The sequence below is a fragment of the Pantoea sp. Z09 genome (assembly GCF_022394795.1).
GTDB lineage: Bacteria > Pseudomonadota > Gammaproteobacteria > Enterobacterales > Enterobacteriaceae > Pantoea > Pantoea latae.
Genome location: NZ_CP092373.1, coordinates 447,666 through 466,482 on the forward strand (window position 1 = coordinate 447,666; position 18,817 = coordinate 466,482).

At 60.1% G+C, this 18,817-nt stretch carries 20 protein-coding genes; 15 read left to right on the top strand and 5 right to left on the bottom strand.

The window, feature by feature from the left end; genetic code table 11:
- On the top strand, positions 1 to 357 hold the full coding sequence (locus MC269_RS02155; RefSeq protein ID WP_081140771.1) for a gamma-glutamylcyclotransferase: 357 nt from the start codon (positions 1 to 3) through the stop codon (positions 355 to 357).
- 122 nt (positions 358 to 479) lie between these two features.
- Here MC269_RS02155 and ppa read toward each other — a convergent pair whose 3' ends face one another.
- Positions 480 to 1,010 (bottom strand): inorganic diphosphatase, encoded by a 531-nt coding sequence (gene ppa / locus MC269_RS02160; RefSeq protein WP_239953633.1) that lies wholly within the window; start codon positions 1,008 to 1,010, stop codon positions 480 to 482.
- A 99-nt stretch (positions 1,011 to 1,109) separates the two neighbouring features.
- Positions 1,110 to 1,559, bottom strand: coding sequence for a DUF441 domain-containing protein (locus MC269_RS02165; RefSeq protein WP_081140773.1), 450 nt, complete (start codon positions 1,557 to 1,559; stop codon positions 1,110 to 1,112).
- A gap of 249 nt (positions 1,560 to 1,808) precedes the next feature.
- Here MC269_RS02165 and MC269_RS02170 point away from each other — a divergent pair, with 249 nt between their 5' ends.
- Positions 1,809 to 3,368, top strand: a complete 1,560-nt coding sequence (locus MC269_RS02170; protein ID WP_239953635.1) for a methyl-accepting chemotaxis protein — start codon at positions 1,809 to 1,811, stop codon at positions 3,366 to 3,368.
- Between the two features lie 453 nt (positions 3,369 to 3,821).
- On the opposite strand, the gene fbp is transcribed toward MC269_RS02170, so the two are convergent.
- Positions 3,822 to 4,826 carry a class 1 fructose-bisphosphatase gene (gene fbp / locus MC269_RS02175; RefSeq protein WP_081140774.1) on the bottom strand — a complete coding sequence of 335 codons (1,005 nt, stop codon included), beginning with the start codon at positions 4,824 to 4,826 and terminating at the stop codon, positions 3,822 to 3,824.
- Positions 4,827 to 4,994: 168 nt separating this feature from the next.
- On the opposite strand from fbp, the gene mpl reads away from it, so the two are divergent.
- Both mpl and MC269_RS02185 read left to right on the top strand, forming a co-directional pair.
- Positions 4,995 to 6,347 (top strand): UDP-N-acetylmuramate:L-alanyl-gamma-D-glutamyl-meso-diaminopimelate ligase, encoded by a 1,353-nt coding sequence (mpl, locus tag MC269_RS02180; RefSeq protein WP_239953637.1) that lies wholly within the window; start codon positions 4,995 to 4,997, stop codon positions 6,345 to 6,347.
- A 364-nt stretch (positions 6,348 to 6,711) separates the two neighbouring features.
- The gene (locus MC269_RS02185) at positions 6,712 to 7,452 is read left to right on the top strand and encodes an oligogalacturonate-specific porin KdgM family protein (protein ID WP_239953639.1); all 741 of its coding nucleotides are present in this window, start codon (positions 6,712 to 6,714) and stop codon (positions 7,450 to 7,452) included.
- A gap of 39 nt (positions 7,453 to 7,491) precedes the next feature.
- Here the strand turns inward: MC269_RS02185 and yjgA are convergent, their stop codons facing one another.
- Positions 7,492 to 8,034: a ribosome biogenesis factor YjgA gene (yjgA, locus tag MC269_RS02190; RefSeq protein WP_081140777.1), complete on the bottom strand. Its 543-nt coding sequence runs from the start codon at positions 8,032 to 8,034 to the stop codon at positions 7,492 to 7,494.
- Positions 8,035 to 8,151: 117 nt separating this feature from the next.
- Here yjgA and pmbA point away from each other — a divergent pair, with 117 nt between their 5' ends.
- The 11 genes from pmbA (at position 8,152) to MC269_RS02245 (ending at position 17,770) form a co-directional block, all read left to right on the top strand.
- Positions 8,152 to 9,492, top strand: coding sequence for a metalloprotease PmbA (pmbA, locus tag MC269_RS02195; protein ID WP_239953641.1), 1,341 nt, complete (start codon positions 8,152 to 8,154; stop codon positions 9,490 to 9,492).
- A 69-nt stretch (positions 9,493 to 9,561) separates the two neighbouring features.
- On the top strand, positions 9,562 to 9,948 hold the full coding sequence (gene cybC, locus MC269_RS02200) for a cytochrome b562 (RefSeq protein WP_239953643.1): 387 nt from the start codon (positions 9,562 to 9,564) through the stop codon (positions 9,946 to 9,948).
- A gap of 361 nt (positions 9,949 to 10,309) precedes the next feature.
- Positions 10,310 to 10,573 (top strand): glycine dehydrogenase, encoded by a 264-nt coding sequence (locus MC269_RS02205; RefSeq protein WP_371824370.1) that lies wholly within the window; start codon positions 10,310 to 10,312, stop codon positions 10,571 to 10,573.
- Positions 10,574 to 10,594: 21 nt separating this feature from the next.
- The gene (locus MC269_RS02210) at positions 10,595 to 10,951 is read left to right on the top strand and encodes an SFCGS family glycine-rich protein (RefSeq protein ID WP_081140782.1); all 357 of its coding nucleotides are present in this window, start codon (positions 10,595 to 10,597) and stop codon (positions 10,949 to 10,951) included.
- A gap of 2 nt (positions 10,952 to 10,953) precedes the next feature.
- A complete protein-coding gene (locus MC269_RS02215; RefSeq protein ID WP_081140783.1) occupies positions 10,954 to 11,253 on the top strand; it encodes a DUF4312 family protein in 300 nt (99 codons plus the stop codon).
- 27 nt (positions 11,254 to 11,280) lie between these two features.
- The gene (locus MC269_RS02220; protein WP_081140784.1) at positions 11,281 to 12,057 is read left to right on the top strand and encodes a DUF4311 domain-containing protein; all 777 of its coding nucleotides are present in this window, start codon (positions 11,281 to 11,283) and stop codon (positions 12,055 to 12,057) included.
- Positions 12,058 to 12,067: 10 nt separating this feature from the next.
- Positions 12,068 to 12,709 (top strand): DUF4310 family protein, encoded by a 642-nt coding sequence (locus MC269_RS02225; protein ID WP_239953647.1) that lies wholly within the window; start codon positions 12,068 to 12,070, stop codon positions 12,707 to 12,709.
- 45 nt (positions 12,710 to 12,754) lie between these two features.
- Positions 12,755 to 13,888, top strand: a complete 1,134-nt coding sequence (locus tag MC269_RS02230; RefSeq protein WP_239953649.1) for an amidohydrolase/deacetylase family metallohydrolase — start codon at positions 12,755 to 12,757, stop codon at positions 13,886 to 13,888.
- Positions 13,872 to 14,993, top strand: coding sequence for a DgaE family pyridoxal phosphate-dependent ammonia lyase (locus MC269_RS02235; RefSeq protein ID WP_081140787.1), 1,122 nt, complete (start codon positions 13,872 to 13,874; stop codon positions 14,991 to 14,993). The genes MC269_RS02230 and MC269_RS02235 overlap by 17 nt, the downstream gene beginning before the upstream one ends.
- The gene (locus MC269_RS02240; protein ID WP_239953651.1) at positions 14,990 to 15,730 is read left to right on the top strand and encodes a KDGP aldolase family protein; all 741 of its coding nucleotides are present in this window, start codon (positions 14,990 to 14,992) and stop codon (positions 15,728 to 15,730) included. The genes MC269_RS02235 and MC269_RS02240 overlap by 4 nt, the downstream gene beginning before the upstream one ends.
- A 129-nt stretch (positions 15,731 to 15,859) precedes the next feature.
- Positions 15,860 to 17,770: a transcription antiterminator gene (locus MC269_RS02245; RefSeq protein WP_081140789.1), complete on the top strand. Its 1,911-nt coding sequence runs from the start codon at positions 15,860 to 15,862 to the stop codon at positions 17,768 to 17,770.
- A gap of 33 nt (positions 17,771 to 17,803) precedes the next feature.
- On the opposite strand, the gene MC269_RS02250 is transcribed toward MC269_RS02245, so the two are convergent.
- Positions 17,804 to 18,703: a LysR family transcriptional regulator gene (locus MC269_RS02250; protein ID WP_081140790.1), complete on the bottom strand. Its 900-nt coding sequence runs from the start codon at positions 18,701 to 18,703 to the stop codon at positions 17,804 to 17,806.
- Positions 18,704 to 18,817: the final 114 nt, after the last annotated feature.

Below are 18,817 nucleotides of genomic sequence, written 5' to 3' on the forward strand. Positions count from 1 at the left end.
ATGCGAATAATTGTCTACGGCAGTTTACGGCGCAAACAGGGAAACAGTCACTGGATGACGAATGCGCAATGGCTGGGGGATATGCAGATTGAGGGCTATGCGCTCTACAGTCTCGGCCATTATCCGGGCGTGATCCCGGGCGAAGGAACCGTCTATTGTGAAGTTTACCGCATCGACGCCACCACGTTGGGCGAACTGGATGCATTGCGCACTAAGGCTGGCGAGTACAAGCGCCAGCTGATGCAAACGCCTTACGGCAGCGCATGGCTCTATGTCTATCAGCGCCCGGTAAAGGGACGTCAGCGCATCGCCAGCGGCGACTGGCTGCGGCGCGACGACCCTCCGTCAGACGCATAAACAAAAACACCGTCCAGAGGACGGTGTTTTTTTGCCTGCGGCCCATATCACCCGCTCACTCACCCGGCGCACAAACAAAAACACCGTCCAGAGGACGATGTTTTTTATCGGACGGCGTCAGATTATTTCTGCTTTGCGCGCTCGAAAGAGGAGATGATTTCAGCTTTCGCCGCTTCGGCGTTGTCCCAGCCTTCCACCTTCACCCATTTGCCTTTTTCCAGCGCTTTGTATTGCTCGAAGAAGTGGGTAATCTGCGCGCGCAGCAGTTCCGGCAGGTCGTTCACATCTTTGATGTGATCGTACTCTTTGGTCAGCTTAGTGTGCGGCACCGCAACCAGTTTGGCGTCTTCGCCAGACTCATCGGTCATCTTCAGCACGCCAACCGGACGGCAGCGGATCACCGAGCCAGGCTGCAGCGGATACGGGGTTGGAACCAGCACGTCAACCGGATCACCATCCAGCGACAGGGTGTGGTTGATGTAGCCGTAGTTGCACGGATAGAACATCGCCGTAGACATGAAACGGTCCACGAACAGGGTGCCAGACTCTTTGTCGACTTCGTATTTGATCGGATCGGCGTTCGCCGGGATCTCAATGACAACGTAGATATCTTCTGGCAGTTCTTTACCTGCAGGCACCTGGTTCAAACTCATCGGGCATTCCTTCAATAGTCATATGTTGAGTGTCGGCTATTATAGCCAACTGCCTGGGAAAGTATGCCCCAAATTTGACGTTTCGGAATGGTCCACGCCTTACTTCGCAGTGACAAACAGCGAGACGATCCCCGCAGCAATCAGTGGTCCGACCGGCACGCCGCGAAAGAAGGCGACGCCAATCACCGTGCCGATTAACAAGCCGCCAATCACCGAGGGCTGCACGCTCATAAAGTTGACGCCGCGGCCGCCGAGCCAGGCGACAAAAACACCCACCAGAATCGCCACGATCGACTGCCAGTTAGCGAAGGATTTCAGCAGCGACGAGGCGGGCAGCGAGCCGCTGGCGAGCGGCGCCATCACCGCCACCGTCAGGATAATAATGCCGAGCTGAATGCCCTGCTTCTCCACGTAGGGGAAAAACTGCGACAGCGGCGTCAGCTTGATCGCCAGCAGGATCAGAATAGAGATAGTGACCGCGCTGTTGTGAACGAAATAGCTTAAGACCGCGAGGCCGATAAGAATAAGAGTCGAGGCGTACGCAGCCATGATTTCTCCCTGAAAATAGATGAATGCGCGGACGGACGCCCGCGCGTAAATAACAGACCGCCTTCATTTATCAACAATCTGCGCGCCAGGCGCAACTGCCTTTATTGCGGCAGCGTGCGCAAACAGGGGTGATCATCAGGCAAATAACCATCAAGAGCGATAAAGTTTCCCTGCGCAACTGCCGATAACTTGTTCGTTTTAGGGCTGCTGGATTCTCTGCCTTTTTATAAGCAAACGGAAAACAACATCATGAAAAAGCTCTCACTACGCACAGGACTCTTAGCTTTACTCGCCTTTATGACGCTGCTGCTGCTGGCGGTCAGCGTGATGGGCATTATTGCCATTAACAAAGGAAACCGATCGCTGGATGTCATCAACCGCATTCAGGGCATCGAACTTAACGCGCTCTATCAAAGCAACGGCGATCTGATGCGCGCGCGCGCCACCGCCGCGCTGGCGGTGCGCAAAATCGAGATCGGCCTGCTGGACGAAGGCGCCGCCTCGGTAAAACAGGCGCAGACCGACGTCGCCACCTCGCAGCAAAATATGCAGGCCTTTATTGCGGCCGGAACGGTCACCGCGCAGGGTAAAAAGCTGGCAGACGAGGTGGTGGCCTCCTACAACGCCTATCTGGCGCAGGGCATCAGGCCGATTATGGATGCGCTGGAAAAACAGTACACCGATGAATATTACAGCGTGCTGGAGGGCAATCTCGCCCGGCTGGCGACCGCCTACAGCACGGCGGTGGCGGCGTTCGGCAGCTACGCCGATCAGGTGACGGAGGCGCAGCTGGCGCAGGCGGCGTGGAATGAAACCCTGATGAAGACGCTGATCGGCGCGGCGGTGGCGCTGACGCTGCTGCTGTTCGCGCTGGCGTGGCTGCTGATGCGTCGTCTGTTGCTGAAGCCGCTTAACCGCGCTATCGCGCATCTGGAGCAGGTGGCGGCAGGCGATCTCTCGCAGACGCTGCCGCCCGCCGGCGACAACGAACTGGGCCGCCTTAATCGTGCCTTAGGGGAAATGCAGCAGGCGCTGCGTGCTCAGGTGAGCCAGGTGCTCGACGCCAGTATGCAGATCGACGTCGGCAGCCGCGAGCTGGCGGCGGGCAACGTGCATCTTTCCCAGCGCACCGAAGAGTCGGCGGCGTCGCTGGAGCAGACGGCGGCCAGCATGGAGCAACTGACCGCCACGGTTCGTCTGAACGCCGCCAACGCGCAGCAGGCGCATAAGCTGGCGAACAGCGTCTCCGACACCGCCGATCGCGGCGCGGAGGTGGTGTGCTATGTGATGGAGAAGATGCAGGAGATCACCGACAGCGCCAACCGCATCGGCGATATCCTCGGCGTGATCGACAGCATCGCCTTCCAGACCAATATTCTGGCGCTGAACGCCTCGGTGGAAGCGGCGCGCGCGGGCGAGCAGGGGCGCGGTTTCGCCGTGGTGGCGAACGAGGTGCGCACCCTGGCGCAGCGCAGCGCCAACGCGGCGAAAGAGATCCGCGGGCTGATCGCCGAGTCGCAGTCGCGGGTGAAAGAGGGCAGCGATATGGCGACGCGCGCCGGGGAAACCATGGATGAGATCTCCAGCGAGGTGATGCGCGTGACGACGCTGATGAAAGAGATTTCCATGGCGTCCGATGAGCAGAGCCGCGGCATCGAGCAGGTCAATCAGGCGGTGACGCAGATGGATGAGGTGGCGCAGCAGAACGCGGCGCTGGTGGAGCAGGCCACGGCGGCGACGCAGTCGCTGGAGGCGCAGTCGCAGCATCTGCAGTCGACGGTGTCGCTGTTCCGGCTGGAAACGGCGTAAAAGAAAGGGCGCGAGATTCGCGTAATGCTTGTCAGTTAAGCATGAGGTAATAACGCAGTCTGGTGCCGCTCAGGGGCGGGCGGTCCTCGCACCGCTGACGCGGTCCCTTCACGCCATTCGTCTGCCTGACGGACCGGTGGGGATGGAACCTCCCTGTTCCAGCCCCACCTTTCGCCCGCATCCCTGCGGGCTCTCCTGGCTGACTCATTCTGTTCAGCGCTGCGAAATGCCCGCCCCTGAGCGGCACCCGCCTGCTGGCCAGCTTCCGTGGGGGCTGCTGGAAAGGGCATAAGAGAGAGTACGGCAGCAGAGGAGGTGCCGTGGCCCGCACCAGCAGGCTCACACGCGCATAAAAAAGGCCGCCATTTTGAGAAAAAGGCGGCCTTACCTGAATACAATCTTAACTGACAAGTATTACGCGAGATTCGCGCCCGTTTCTATGCGAGTCCGCTGTTACTGCGCCGCGTCCGGGTATTCACGCAGGAAGCGCTCGACGTCGTCGACCATCGCGTTGTTGCCGCAGAAGAACGGGCAGCGCTGATGCAGGGTTTCCGGCTGGATATCGAGAATTCGTTTCGCGCCGTCGCTCGCCTTGCCGCCCGCCTGTTCGGCGAGGAACGCCATCGGATTGCACTCATAGAGCAGGCGCAGCTTGCCGTTTGGGTGGCTGGCGGTGCTCGGATAGAGGTAGATGCCGCCTTTCAGCAGGTTGCGGTGGAAGTCCGCCACCAGCGAGCCGATATAGCGCGAGGTGTAAGGACGATGAGTGTCGTGATCCTCTTCCTGGCAGAACTTCAGGTACTTCTTCACGCCCTGCGGGAAACGAATATAGTTGCCTTCGTTAATCGAGTAGGTGTAGCCCGTCGGCGGATAGGTCATACGTTCGTGGCTCAGGCAGAAAACGCCGAGCGACGGATCGTAGGTAAAGGCGTGCACGCCGCAGCCGGTGGTATAGACCATCATGGTGGACGAGCCGTAGACGACGTAGCCCGCTGCGACCTGCTTGTGGCCCGGCTGCATAAAGTCCGCTTCGGTCACCGGAGTGCCCGGCGCGCTGACGCGATGGTAGATAGAGAAGATGGTGCCGACGGAGACGTTAACGTCGATATTGGAAGAGCCGTCGAGCGGATCCATCAATACCACATATTTGCCGTGCTCAACCCCTTCGAAGATTACAAACTCATCCTCTTCTTCCGATGCGATCCCTGCCACGATGCCGCGCGCTTTTAGCGCCGCTTTCAGCTTTTCGTTGGCGAAGAGATCCAGCTTCATCTGCTGTTCGCCCTGAACGTTTTCAACGCCGCTGGCGCCGAGAATATCGACCAGGCCCGCTTTATTGATGTCGCGATGAATAATCTTCGCGCCCAGCTTGATAGCGGAAATCAGCGCCGTCAGTTCACCTGTAGCGTGAGGAAAGTCGTGCTGTTTCTCGACGATAAATTCGCCTAACGTTTTCATAACACATTCCCTGAATCTTCGATGGAGTGGCAGCCTGCCTGGCAAACCGCCAACGTTTGCGTACGCAGTTTAGCCGATTGAACTTCAAAAACCATAGTCCTAATCCGTTTCTTAACGCTGCGAGCGGGGTTACACTGTGCGCCGAACTTTTGAGTAATGGATCTCGTTATGCGCATTCATATCCTTGGGATTTGCGGCACGTTTATGGGCGGTCTGGCGATGCTGGCACGTTCCCTCGGCCATCAGGTGACCGGTTCGGACGCCAACGTTTATCCGCCAATGAGCACGCTGCTGGAGCAGCAGGGCATTGCATTGACGGAAGGTTACGACGCCTCCCAGCTCGATCCCGCGCCGGACCTCGTTATCATCGGCAATGCGATGACGCGCGGCAACCCCTGTGTAGAGGCGGTGCTGGAGCGCAGCATTCCCTATCTCTCCGGCCCGCAGTGGCTGCATGACTTTGTACTGCGCGACCGCTGGGTGGTCGCAGTAGCAGGAACCCATGGCAAAACAACCACTTCTGGTATGGTAGCCTGGATCCTCGAGTCGTGCGGACTGGAGCCGGGCTTTATCATTGGCGGCGTGCCGGGCAACTTCGACGTCTCGGCAAAATTAGGAAAAAGTCCATTCTTCGTCATCGAGGCGGATGAATATGACTGCGCCTTCTTCGACAAGCGTTCCAAATTCGTTCACTACGCGCCGCGCACCCTGATCCTCAACAACCTTGAGTTCGATCATGCGGATATCTTCGACGATCTGCGGGCTATCCAGAAGCAGTTCCACCACCTGGTGCGTATCGTGCCGGGCCAGGGCAAGATCCTGCTGCCGGAGCACGACCACAACATTCGCCAGGTGATGACGATGGGCTGCTGGAGCGAGCAGGAGAGCGTCGGCGAAGGCGGTCGCTGGCAGGCGAAGAAACTGGTGCCGGACGCCTCGCGCTGGGAAGTGCTGCTCGACGGCGAAAGCGTCGGCGAGGTGAACTGGTCGCTGGTGGGCGAGCACAACATGCATAACGGCCTGATGGCGATCGCCGCCGCGCGCCACGTCGGCGTGAAACCGCAGGACGCGGCGCAGGCGCTGGACAGCTTTATCAACGCGCGCCGTCGTCTGGAGCTGCGCGGCGAGGTGAACGGCATCAAGGTGTATGACGATTTCGCCCATCACCCGACGGCGATTCTGGCGACGCTCTCTGCCTTGCGCAGCAAGGTCGGCGGCCGGGCGCGCATTCTGGCGGTGCTGGAGCCGCGCTCCAACACCATGAAGATGGGCGTAAGCAAAAACGACCTGGCGCCGTCGCTGGCGCGCGCGGATGAGGTATTCCTGTTTCAGCCGCACCATATTCCGTGGCAGGTCTCTGACGTGGCCGAGGCGTGCATGCCGCCGGCGCACTGGAGCGCCGATATCGATACGCTGGTGGAGATGGTGGCGAAAACCGCGCAGCCGGGCGATTCGATTCTGGTGATGAGCAACGGCGGCTTTGGCGGCATTCATCAGAAGCTGCTCGATCGACTGGCTTAATCGGTCAGGCGCCCGGCGACGGGCGCCTTTTTATTAATGAATCCGCTAATTATCAGCGGGTTATTTATTCTGTAGCAAAAAATCCACGCCTTAATATTTGAAACCGATCGCTTTACTCTTTCTGAGGTTGCCAGTTTTAATTTTTCCCTGTCATAAATAAAAAGGATTACGGCGCCGATTATTTCTAGCATCGGTCGTGCTGCCATATAAGAAATAAACAGCTTTCCCGTTAGTGAAATAAATAACAGGTGTTGATGATTTAATCATGCTTATTTTGGTATGCGGGTTAAATATAAGTTAATGACCACTATTCGTCTGCTTATTCTTTTAAACTTGCCTCATTGTATGAAATAAGGATGTTATTATGGGAAAAAATAAATTATTGCGCGCCTCTCTGGGCATCGCGCTGCTGCTGGGCTCGACGGCGGCGCTGGCCACCGCGACGGTGGACTACCGCCACGAGTACCGCCTGCGCGATCGTACCCACTACGATAAGCTGGGGCTGGGCACCACCTTGCCCGATGATATGTTTATCGGCGTGGAGACCAAATTTAAAACCGGCGGCGCAAATCCGAAAGATAAGTTCTACAACGATACCGTTCTGAACGTGGTAGAAGCCACCTTTCTTAAATCCTACTACTGGGGCAACTGGACGCTCTCGCCCTTTATTCAGCCGGAATTTAATTCAGCGCGTACCGAATGGAAATTCGGCGTCGCGCCCTGGTATAAAATTAATGACCAGTGGTATCTCGGCGGATTGTACCGCCTTGAGCTGACCGACTATGCGCATGAAGATAAATGTCGCACCGGCGGCATCGATTATTGCGACACCGATCGTCACCGCACCGCCAATCGCTTCGATATCTATTTACGTAATAAAAGCGATCGGCTGACCACCACCTATAAGCTGGTCTATAAACATGCGGATGCGAAGCTGTTCGCAAATAAACACGATGACTATGAGCAGGAGTTGCAGTTCGACTATGCGCTAGGCAACGATCGCGCCTGGGTTCCCTATGTCACCTTTGGCGATATTGGTCGCTCTTCAACCTCCAGCGAGCGTCAGCTGCGACTGCGCGCCGGCATTGCCTACATTTATCGTTAACCGCTGACAGGCGGGCAGCGATGCCCGCCTTGCACAGGCTTAGCTTTCCGCCAGCTCGCGCAGGTACTGGAAGATCTGACGTGACGACTTCGGCGGCTTATTGCCCGCTTTCTCTTTCTGCGCGTTGCGGATCATGCTGCGCAACTGCTGGCGATCGGCGTGCGGATAGAGGGTGATCACCTCGTTCATCGCCTCGTCGCCCTGGTCGATCAAGCGATCGCGCAGCGCTTCCAGCTTGTGGAACAGCGCCACCTGCTGGTTGTGACGGTTCTTTAGCTTATCCAGCGCCTGGCGAATCGGATCGACGTCGCGCGCGCGCAGCATTTTGCCGATCAGCTGCAGCTGACGGCGGCGGCCCTCTTTCTTGATGCGCTGCGCCAGCTCGATGGCGGCCAGCAGCTCTTCATCCAGCGGGATCTTCTCCAGGGCGTTCTTGCCCAGATCGACCAGTTCGGCACCCAGGCGTTTCAGCTCTTCAGCGTCGCGTTTAATTTCGCTTTTACTGACCCAGATAATCTCTTCGTCTTCTTCTTCCTGATTATCCGGCACATCGTCGAGCCACTCATCGGGCTGTTTGGTCATTTTCTGGGCTCCCCTAAAAAAAGAGGCTAATCCTATCAGTTTATCGGGTGACTGCGAAATTGTTCTCTGACTCTGATAGACTCAAAACTTTCATACATAAGATTAGACGGCAGGCCGATGAACGTATCTACTCAGGTTGCAGAACAGCGAAAAGTGTTGGAACAGGCAGTGGCGCAGGCGCTGGATCTGGCGAAAGCCAGCACCGACGGCGCGGAAGTGGCAGTGACCAAAACCACCGGAATCGGCGTCAGCACCCGTTACGGCGAAGTGGAGAACGTCGAATTCAACAGCGACGGCGCGCTCGGCATCACCGTTTATCATCAGAACCGCAAGGGCAGCGCCTCCTCTACCGATCTCAGCCCGGAAGCGATCAAGCGCACCGTGCAGGCGGCGATCGATATCGCGCGCTATACCTCGGCGGATCCCTACGCCGCACCGGCGGACGCCGAGCTGCTGGCGTTCGAGGCGCCGGACCTCGATCTCTACCATCCGTGGGAGATCGACGCCGATCGCGCCATTGAACTCGCCGCGCAGGCAGAGCAGGCGGCGCTGAAGGCGGATGCGCGCATCACCAATACCGAAGGCGGCAGCTTCAACAGCCACGTCGGTATCAAAGTGTTCGGCAACAGTCACGGCATGCTGCAAAGCTACTGCTCCAGCCGTCATTCGCTCTCCAGCAGCGTGATCGCCGAGCAGGATGGCGATATGGAGCGCGACTACGCCTACACTATCGGCCGCGCCTTCGAGGATCTGCAAAGCCCGGACTGGGTCGGCGCAGAGTGCGCGCGTCGCGTGCTGTCGCGCCTGGCGCCGCGCAAGCTCTCTACCATGAAGGCGCCGGTGATTTTCGCGCCGGAAGTCGCCACCGGTCTGTTCGGCCATCTGGTCGGCGCCATCAGCGGCAGCAGCGTCTACCGCAAATCGACCTTCCTGCTGGATGCGCTGGGCCAGCAGATCCTGCCGGAGTGGCTGACCATTCAGGAGCAGCCGCATCTGCTGAAGGGGCTGGCGTCAACGCCGTTCGACAGCGAAGGCGTCCGCACTCAGGCGCGCGACATCATCAAAGCGGGCGTGCTGCAAACCTGGCTAATGACCAGCTACTCGGCGCGCAAGCTGGGGCTGAAAAGCACCGGCCATGCGGGCGGCATTCACAACTGGCGCATCGCCGGCCAGGGCAGCAGCTTCGACGATCTTCTCAAGCAGATGGGACGCGGTCTGGTGGTGACTGAGCTGATGGGCCAGGGCGTCAGCGCCATTACCGGCGACTATTCGCGCGGCGCGGCGGGCTACTGGGTGGAAAACGGGGAGATTCAGTATCCTGTGAGCGAGATCACTATTGCAGGAAATCTCAAGGATATGTGGCGCAATATCGTCACGGTCGGTAACGACATTGAAACCCGCAGCAACATACAATGTGGTTCGGTGCTGCTGCCGGAGATGAAAATCGCCGGACAATAATAATACTCGCTTCCCGAAAGCAGCCGCTCTGGCTGCTTTTTTTTTGCCCACAATAAAAAGGATAAACCGATGCGTAAGCATGTGATTGCAATGTTATCTCTCTCTTTGCTGTTCGGAAGCGCCAGCCTCTACGCGGCGGATCTGGAACATGACATGGACACCCTGAAAGCGGGGCTGAACACCGTGATGAAAACCAGCGACGCGCAGGAGATGCAAAAGGCGCTGGCCGAGATGCGTCAGGCAGCGCAAGACGCTAAAAAATCGACGCCGGAGAAGCTGGAAGGAGAGCCGGCCGACAGCGCGCAGATCAAGGACTACCACGCCGGGCTGGACTCGCTTATCGCCCAGATTGACGTGGTCGATCAGCTGGCGAAAGCCAACAACGTCGACGGCGCCAAAGCCGAAGCGAAAAAGCTGGCGGATATCCGCAACGCCAACCATAAAAAATTCCGCTAACGGCCAGGCCGGTCGGCACGACCGGCTTTTTTTCGTCATCAGCTTTTCTTATCTCATCTTTTATGGCCAGCGCGCAGCGCGGCGGCCCATGCACGCTTCTCTTTTGACACTCACTTTTTGCTTTTAAAGCGCGCATAACGCGGCGTGTATCACACAATCCGTGCGTCCTGCGATCTGGCGCACAGCATCCACTGCGATTTCCGTTTCGAGGCGGAAAAAGTGCGTCTGCACTTCCGCCGCGCTACGCCGTAATTTATTCGCAACGCGAATTTTCGTGAACAGGAGTAGCAAGGTGAGCAGCAACGAAGCTTCGGTACGGCAGACCACGCCGGATGAGATTGAGGCCCTGACCGACAGGGTGATGGCGCAAATCGCGGCGATCTACGCCCAACACGCTATCGCGCCCAACGCGGTGCAGCAGCAGATGCTGGCGTCGCACGTACGCGCCATGGCGCTGCGCTCGCTGACCGGCGAACCCCTTCCAGAAGTCGACGCGGAGCTGTTTGAGGATATATCGCCGGAAACCATGCAGCTGGCGCAGCAGGTGGTCGATCTGTTCGGCAATCTGCCGCGCGAAGAGGCCTGGCTTCTCTCCGTCCATATAGAAGTGGCACGTTCCAACTAATTGTTAAATGAGGAAATCATCATGGTAACCGTAGTCATTGGCGATCGTTTAGGTAAAGGACAGAAAGTGGCCGCAGGCATTGAAAAAGCGGGCGGACGCGCCGTGGTGGTGCCGGGCGTGGCGGCGGACATGAAGCTGGGCGACGTGATGAAGGCGGAAAACGCCGACTTCGGCATCTCCTTTTGCGGCAGCGGCGGCGCGGGTGCCATTACCGCCCAGAACAAATATGGCTATAAAGCACGCCACGGCATGCGCTCTATCGACGAAGGGGTCACCGCCATTAACGAAGGCGCCAACGTGCTCGGCTTCGGTTTTATGGACAAAGAAGAGTTAGGCGAGCGGCTGGTGCAGGCCTGGAACAAGAAGCACGGCAGCTGACCATGAAAGAACAATACGTTACTCAGGTGACGGTGCAGGGCAAAGGCGACAGCAAAGAGAAGGCCTTTGCCGATGCCCTGAGTCGCGTGCAGAGCCAGGTGCTGCGCGCGACGCAAAAAATTCTGCTGCGCATTGAACCCCAGGATGTACGGGTGCTGCGCGCGCAGGAGAGCGTCCGAACGGAGAAGTTTCTCTTCTTCTTTCTGGCGCGCCAGCGGCGGACCTACAGCGTTGAGCTGGAGATTACCGTCAGCGTCACCGTGATCGATACCGCACAGGTGGCATTCACGGCGACACCGTAAAAACAGACGACAACAAAGGTAAAAAACATGTTTTTAATCATTTTGTTTAAGTCGTTGATCATTGGGGGGCTGGTGGGTGTGGGCGTTGGCGCCGGTGCGGCGCGCATGTTCCACGCGCCGACGTCGCAGGGGATGGGCGCGTTCCGTACGCTGGGCGAGCTTAACTCCTGCGAAGGCGATCCCGCGTCGCACTTCTCCTTTGGTCTCGGCTTTTTCTTCAATGCCTGGGCATCTTCCGTGGCGGCAGGCTCCTTCACGCAGGACGTCGATCACCGCATTATTCCTAACTGGGGCGCGGCCGCGCTGATGATAAAAAACCGCAACCTGGCCGAAACCCTGCACGACCCGAAAAAAATGGCCATCGCCTGCGGCATCATCGGCATGATCGTGGTCGCCTTCCTCAACTCCACCGCCTCGGCGGTGCCGGCCGCGCTGCAGGTCACCGCGGTGAAAGTGCTGGTGCCGGCGGCCAACCTGCTGGTCAACACGGTGATGCCGGTGATCTTCTGGCTGGCGGCCATCGACGCCGGGAAAAAATCGGGCTTCTGGGCGACGATTTTCGGCGGTCTGGCGCAGCTGATCATGGGCAACGCCGTACCGGGCCTGGTGCTGGGCATCCTGATCGGCAAAGGCGTGGAAGAGAGCGGCTGGAACAAAGTCACCAAAGTGATGATGGTGGCGATCGTGCTGCTGTTCGTGCTGAGCGGCTTCTTCCGCGGTTTCGATATGAAGCTGCTGCAATCCTTCCAGTTGGGCATTCCCGGCTGGCTCGACATGATCCATAACTCTCTGAGCGGCAAGTGAGGCTAGCGTCATGACTGAAAATAAAGGCTTCTGGTACGCCGACTGGTCTTTTCCCATCTTCGTCGGCCTGCTCTCGTCGGGCGTGTTCGCCGGCACCCATATGTACTATCTCTACGGCATCGGCGCGTTTAACGAAGTGGCGTTCGTCTCTATGCTGCGCGCCGGAATGGAAACCGGCGTCTATGGCGCGGTGGCCGCCTTCGGCGCGAGCTTCCTGTTCGCGCGTATTATCGAAGGCTCGCTGGTGGGCATCCTCGACATCGGCGGCGCTATCCAGACCGGCGTCGGACTGGGCGTGCCGGCGCTGCTGCTCGGCGCGGGCATCGTCTTTCCGGTGGCAAACTTCGCCGCCTCGCTGGCGACTGGTCTGGTGATTGGCCTGGCGATTGGCTACATCATCATTCTGGCGCGCAAGTTCACCATCAACCAGAGCGACTCGACCTACGGCGCGGATGTGATGATGGGCGCGGGCAACGCCTCCGGCCGCTTTTTAGGGCCGCTGATCATTCTCTCCGCCATGGCGGCCTCGATCCCGATCGGCCTGGGATCGCTGCTCGGCGCGCTGCTGTTCTACCTGTGGAACAAGCCGATCACCGGCGGCGCGATCCTCGGCGCCATGATCCTCGGCGCGATCTTTCCGGTCGCCATCTAGAACTGGCGGCGGCTCGCCAGCGGGCCGCCGCGTTAAGGAGTTGCTATGTTCGATCTGATCCTTCGCCGCGCCAGGCTAACGGATGAACGGCTGGTGGATATCGCGCTGCAGGAGGGCAAAATCGCCGCCATCGCCGACAGCCTGCCGGGCGAAGCCAAACGCGAACGCGATCTGGCTGGACGCTGCTACGTCAGCGCAGGCTGGATCGATTCCCACGTGCACTGCTACCCCAAATCGCCCATCTACCACGACGAGGCGGACGCCATCGGCGTCGCCACCGGCGTCACCACGGTGATCGACGCGGGCAGCACCGGCGCGGATCATATTGATGATTTTTATGCGATTACCCGCGCCGCCACGACTCAGGTTTACGCGCTGATCAATATCGCGCGCACCGGCATCGTCACGCAGAACGAGCTGGCGGATATGCGCCAGATCGACGGCGACGCGGTAGCGGGCGCCGTCGCGCGGCTGCCCGACTTTATCGTCGGCCTGAAGGCGCGCATGAGCAGCAGCGTGGTGGGCGAGAACGGTATTCAGCCGCTGATCAAAGCCAAAGCGATCCAGCAGCGCGTTGGCGGCCTGCCGCTGATGGTGCATATCGGCAACAATCCGCCGGATCTGGCGGAGATCGCCGATCGCCTCACCGCGGGCGACATCATCACCCACTGCTTTAACGGCAAGCCCAACCGCGTGCTGACGCCGCAGGGCGAACTCAAGGCGTCGGTGCGCAACGCCATCGCGCGCGGCGTGAAGATGGACGTCGGCCACGGCAGCGCCAGCTTTAGCTTTGAGGTGGCGCGCGTCGCCATCGCGCAGGGCATTCTGCCCGACACCATCAGCTCCGATATCTACTGCCGCAACCGCCTCAATGGCCCGGTGCATAGCCTGGCGCACGTGATGTCGAAATTTCTTAGCGTCGGCATGACGCTGCCGCAGGTGATCGACTGCGTCACCTGGAAGGCGGCTGAAGGATTGCGCCTGACGCGCAAAGGACGACTGGAGGTCGGCTATGACGGCGATCTGACGCTGTTCAGCCTGACCGACACGCCCCGCCTGTTTGTGGATTCCGAAGGCGAACAGCTTACCGGGGAGAAACACCTTACGCCGCTGGCCGCCGTGGTGGCGGGCGAGTGGTTCCTGACAGAAGAAGGGAAAGCCAATGTCTTCGATTTATGAAAAATATGGCCTGAAGCCGGTGATCAACGCCTCGGGCCGCATGACCATCCTCGGCGTCTCTACGCCGTCGGCGGATGTGGTCGACACCGTCCAGACCGGCCTCAGCCACTATTTCGAAATGAAAGATCTGGTCAACAAAACCGGCGCCTATATCGCGCAGCTGCTGAACGTAGAAAACGCGGTGGTGGTCTCCTGCGCCTCGGCGGGCATCGCGCAGTGCGTGGCGGCGGTGATCGTCAAAGAGAGCGACTGGCTGCTGGATAACCTGCACGCCGCACCGCTGGCGGTGCCGCACGACATCGTGGTGCCGAAGGGCCATAACGTCAACTACGGCGCGCCGGTCGGCAGCATGGTGGCGCTGGGCGGCGGACGGCTGGTAGAGGCGGGCTACAGCAACGAATGCTCGCCCGAGCAGCTGGCGGCGGCGATCACGCCGCAGACCGCGGCGATCCTCTACGTGAAATCGCACCACTGCGTGCAGAAAAGCCATCTGAGCGTCGAGCAGGCGGCAGTGGTGGCGCGCAAACATGGCGTGCCGCTGATCGTCGACGCCGCCGCCGAAGAGGATCTGCAGTGCTACTACCAGTACGGCGCCGATCTGGTGATCTACAGCGGCGCGAAGGCGATTGAGGGGCCGACCAGCGGGCTGGTGATCGGCAGACAGCAGTACGTCGAGTGGGTGAAACGCCAGAGCAACGGCATCGGCCGGGCAATGAAAGTCGGCAAAGAGGGCATCCTCGGCCTGACGCAGGCAGTTGAAAACTATCTGCGGCTGGAGAAAACCAGCGGCGCGCAGATGGTAGAGAAGATGACGCCCTTTATCGACAGCCTCAACCAGCTGCGCGGCGTCAGCGCGCGCGTGGTGTGGGACGCGGCGGGACGCGACATCGCCCGCGCCGAAATCAAATTCGACGAGGCGGCCATCGGCCAGCGCACCGGCGATATCGTACAGGCGCTGAAAAACGGTGCTATCGCCATCTATTTTCGCGGCTACAAAGCCAATGAAGGCATTATCGAGGCGGATGTGCGCAGCGTCAGCGCCGAGCAGCTGCACACCATTTTCACCTCGATCCAGGCGCTGTTGAACGGAGGAAAAACCGCATGACGCTGACCCCGAATTTCTATCAGGATCGTCTCTGTCTTAACGTGCTGGCCGGATCGAAAGCCAACGCGCGCGCCATCTGGGAAGCGGCGGAAGGGCATGTGCTGGTGGGCGTGCTGTCAAAAAACTACAGCAGCAACGAGGCGGCCATCGCCGATATGCGCGAATACGCCGCGCTGATCGACAACGCGCTCTCGGTCGGGCTGGGCGCGGGCGACCCGAATCAATCAAAAATGGTGAGCGAGATTTCCGCCGTGCTGCAGCCGCAGCACGTCAACCAGGTGTTTACCGGCGTCGCCACCAGCCGCGCGCTGCTCGGCCAGTCGCAAACCGTGGTCAACGGCCTGATCTCACCGACCGGCACGCCGGGCCTGGTAAAGATCTCCACCGGCCCGCAGAGTTCGCAGGGCAGCGACGCGCTGGTGCCGATCGACGCCGCCATCGCGCTGCTGAAGGATATGGGCGGCAGCTCGGTGAAATACTTTCCTATGGGCGGCCTGAAGGCGGTCGACGAATATCGCGCCGTGGCGCAGGCGTGTGCCGCGCACGACTTCTGGCTGGAGCCGACCGGCGGCATCGATCTGGATAAAGTCGAAGCGATCCTGCGCATTGCGCTGGAGGCGGGCGTCAGTAAAATTATCCCGCACGTCTACAGCTCGATCATCGATCCCGCCAGCGGCGATACGCGCGTGGAAGATGTGCGCCAGCTGCTGGCGATTTGCAAGAAACTGCTGCCGTAACGCCCGCTGCGCCGGCGCGCCTCACAGGGCGTCGGCGCATGCCTGGACGTGACGCGGCGTTCGCTTTAGGCTGCTATCTTTCGGCATGATGCCGCTGAAGCATGCCATCGCTGCAACAGGTAGACCGCCTTGAGATTTCCTAATCAGCGCCTTGCGCAACTGTTTGACGCTTTGCAGAACGAAACGCTGCCCCAGGATGAGCTGGCACGGCGCTTCGCCGTTTCCACACGCACCGTGCGCACCGATATCAGCGCGCTCAACGCGCTGCTGGCGGACTACGGCGCGCAGTTTGTGCTGAGCCGCGGCGCCGGCTATCAGCTGAAAATCGACGACGCGCAGCGCTTCCAGCGGCTGGAGCCGCACAAGCGCGCGCCGCTGCGCGTGCCGCGCACCTCCGCCGAGCGCGTGCGCTATCTGCTGACGCGTTTTCTCACCGCCGCCTGGTCGCTGAAGCTGGAGGATCTGGCGGAAGAGTGGTTCGTCAGCCGCGCCACGCTGCAAAACGACATGACCGAGGTGCGCGAATGGCTGGCGCGCTATCACCTCAACATTGAGAGCAAGCCGCACTACGGCATGAAGCTATTCGGCAGCGAAGTGGCGATCCGCACCTGTTTGACCGACCTGCTGTGGCAGATTGACCAGGAGCAGGCCGACAGCCCGCTGATCGCTGTCGAAGCGTTGCACAGCGGCATTCTCGAGACGCTGCGCCCGCTGCTGCAGCAGTGCCTGACGCGCCATAACGTGCGCCTCAGCGACGAGGGCGAGCGCTATCTGCGCCTCTACTGCGCGGTGGCGGTGCGGCGCATCAGCGAAGGCTATCCGCTCAGCGATCCCGGCGCGGAAGATGTCGGGCTGGACGTGCGCGAGGCGGCGCACCAGCTGATCGCGCTGCTGCGTCCGCTGGTGGGCAAGCCGGTGTCCCCGGCGGAAGAGAGCTGGCTGCGGGTTAATATCGCGGCGCGCCAGATCCAGGAGGCGGCGCCGAGCGCCATCAATGCCGATGACGCCGACGCGCTGGTGGATTACCTGCTGAGCTATATCAATACCCACTACAACTACAACCTGCAGGGCGACGCGCAGCTGCGCGCCGATCTGCTGACGCACATTAAAACCATGATCACCCGCGTGCGTTACCAGATCCATATTCCCAACCCGCTGCTGGACAATATCAAACAGCACTATCCAATGGCCTACGACGTCACGCTGGCGGCGGTCTCGAGCTGGGGCAAATACACGCCCTATACCATCAGCGAGAACGAAATCGGCTTTCTGGTGCTGCACATCGGCGTCGGGCTGGAGCGTCACTACGACGTCGGCTATCAGCGACATCCGCAGGTGTTGCTGGTATGCGACAGCGGCAACTCGACGCTGCGCATGATTGAGGCGATGCTGCTGCGCAAATACCCGCAGCTGCAGGTGACCGCGCGGCTGTCGCAGCGCGAGTATGAGGCGCGCACGCGCATCGACGAGGATTTCGTTATCTCCACCGCGCGGCTGAGCGAGAAAGATAAGCCGGTGGTGGTGATGTCGCCGTTTCCCACCGGCTTTCAGCTGGAGCAGATCGGCAAGCTGGTGCTGGTGGACCGCACGCGGCCCTATATGCTGGAGAAGTTTTTCGACGCGCAGCACTTCCTGATCGTCGATAAGCCGATGACGCAGTCGCAGCTGTTTCGTCAGCTGTGCGATCGGCTGGAGGCGGAAGGCTATGTCGACGCGAGCTTCTACCCCTCGGTAGAGGAGCGCGAGGCGATCGTCAGCACCATGCTGGGCGAGGGCATCGCGCTGCCGCACTCGCTCGGCCTGCTGGCGAAGAAGACCGTGGTCTATACCGTGCTGGCGCCGCAGGGCATTCCCTGGGGCGACGACACCGCCTCGGTGATCTTTCTGCTGGCGATCAGCAAAAGCGAGTATGAAGAGGCGATGGCGATCTACGATCTGTTCGTGACGTTTCTGCGCGAAAGGGCGGTGGCCCGGCTGCGCGACAGCAGCGATTTCGCCGGGTTTAAGGCGGTGGCGATTGAGTGTCTGGGGCGGCTGTAACAACGGGCGCCAGCCAGGCGCCGTCGCAGAGGCCTAGCTTCTTTTCGCCAGCAGGCGCGGGATCTCGCGCAGGCACCAGGCTTTGGCTTCGCCCATGCTGTCGCGGCGCCACGCCATAATAATATCTACTTCGCGGGTATATTCCGGGCTGACGACGCGCAGCCGACCCTCTGCAATATCCTTTTCCACCAGCGAATAGGGCATGGTGGCGACGCCGAGGCCCGCCAGCAGCGCGCGGCGCTTGTCGTCCATGCTGCTCACCGTCAGGCGCTGCTGCTTATCCAGCAGCTGCACCGTCAGCACCGGACGCTCGCGCGCCGTGTCGGCCACCGCGATGCCGCGATATTTCACGCGCGTCACTTCCGACTGCGGCTCCGGCTCGTTGTGGATAGGGTGATCGGCGCTGGCGACATAGACGCTCATCATGGTGTAGAGCTTGCGGGTGTTGATTTCGGTGGAGGCGCGAAAATGCATATCCGGCGCGATAACGATATCGGCGCGGCCCTGCTCCAGCCGCTCCCACGCGCCCGCCAGCACCTCGGTGATCAGCGAAATCTGGGTATTGGCTTTTTCCGCCAGCTTCTCGACCAGCGGGAACAGCGCGTCGGTTGGCACCAGCGCCTCGGTGACGATGGTGAGGTGGGTTTCCCAGCCGCGCGCCAGCGCTTCGGCGTCGGTGGTGAGCTTGTCCGCCGCCTCCAGCAGCACGCGTCCGCGCTCCAGCAGCATGCGCCCGACGTTGGTGAATTTGGTTCGGTGGCCGGAGCGGTCGAACAGCACCACGTCCAGCTCTTCCTCCAGCTTTTGCATGGTGTAGCTGAGCGCCGACGGCACGCGCCCCAGCTCATCCGCCGCCGCCGCAAAGCTGCCGCGCCGGTCGATCGCATCCATCACGCGCAACGCTTCCAGGGTTAAAGCCCGCTCTTTGGCCATCCGCACTCTCTTTCAGGAAATTTGAATATGCACGGCAGATTAACTGGCTAACAATACGGCGTCCAGCCTTTTACCATAACGGGTATCAAGTCTGCGGCCGCTCTCTGCCGCGGC

Excerpts from the sequence above, each read along its gene's own strand:
- MC269_RS02170 (WP_239953635.1), top strand. The coding sequence starts at position 1,809 with ATGAAAAAGCTCTCACTACGCACAGGACTCTTAGCTTTACTCGCCTTT.
- MC269_RS02220 (WP_081140784.1), top strand. The coding sequence starts at position 11,281 with ATGTTTTTAATCATTTTGTTTAAGTCGTTGATCATTGGGGGGCTGGTG.
- ppa (WP_239953633.1), bottom strand. The coding sequence starts at position 1,010 with ATGAGTTTGAACCAGGTGCCTGCAGGTAAAGAACTGCCAGAAGATATC.
- MC269_RS02185 (WP_239953639.1), top strand. The coding sequence starts at position 6,712 with ATGGGAAAAAATAAATTATTGCGCGCCTCTCTGGGCATCGCGCTGCTG.
- MC269_RS02235 (WP_081140787.1), top strand. The coding sequence starts at position 13,872 with ATGTCTTCGATTTATGAAAAATATGGCCTGAAGCCGGTGATCAACGCC.
- MC269_RS02230 (WP_239953649.1), top strand. The coding sequence starts at position 12,755 with ATGTTCGATCTGATCCTTCGCCGCGCCAGGCTAACGGATGAACGGCTG.
- MC269_RS02165 (WP_081140773.1), bottom strand. The coding sequence starts at position 1,559 with ATGGCTGCGTACGCCTCGACTCTTATTCTTATCGGCCTCGCGGTCTTA.
- MC269_RS02205 (WP_371824370.1), top strand. The coding sequence starts at position 10,310 with ATGGCGCAAATCGCGGCGATCTACGCCCAACACGCTATCGCGCCCAAC.
- pmbA (WP_239953641.1), top strand. The coding sequence starts at position 8,152 with ATGAACGTATCTACTCAGGTTGCAGAACAGCGAAAAGTGTTGGAACAG.
- MC269_RS02225 (WP_239953647.1), top strand. The coding sequence starts at position 12,068 with ATGACTGAAAATAAAGGCTTCTGGTACGCCGACTGGTCTTTTCCCATC.
- MC269_RS02240 (WP_239953651.1), top strand. The coding sequence starts at position 14,990 with ATGACGCTGACCCCGAATTTCTATCAGGATCGTCTCTGTCTTAACGTG.
- cybC (WP_239953643.1), top strand. The coding sequence starts at position 9,562 with ATGCGTAAGCATGTGATTGCAATGTTATCTCTCTCTTTGCTGTTCGGA.
- MC269_RS02155 (WP_081140771.1), top strand. The coding sequence starts at position 1 with ATGCGAATAATTGTCTACGGCAGTTTACGGCGCAAACAGGGAAACAGT.
- yjgA (WP_081140777.1), bottom strand. The coding sequence starts at position 8,034 with ATGACCAAACAGCCCGATGAGTGGCTCGACGATGTGCCGGATAATCAG.
- MC269_RS02215 (WP_081140783.1), top strand. The coding sequence starts at position 10,954 with ATGAAAGAACAATACGTTACTCAGGTGACGGTGCAGGGCAAAGGCGAC.
- MC269_RS02210 (WP_081140782.1), top strand. The coding sequence starts at position 10,595 with ATGGTAACCGTAGTCATTGGCGATCGTTTAGGTAAAGGACAGAAAGTG.
- fbp (WP_081140774.1), bottom strand. The coding sequence starts at position 4,826 with ATGAAAACGTTAGGCGAATTTATCGTCGAGAAACAGCACGACTTTCCT.
- MC269_RS02250 (WP_081140790.1), bottom strand. The coding sequence starts at position 18,703 with ATGGCCAAAGAGCGGGCTTTAACCCTGGAAGCGTTGCGCGTGATGGAT.
- mpl (WP_239953637.1), top strand. The coding sequence starts at position 4,995 with ATGCGCATTCATATCCTTGGGATTTGCGGCACGTTTATGGGCGGTCTG.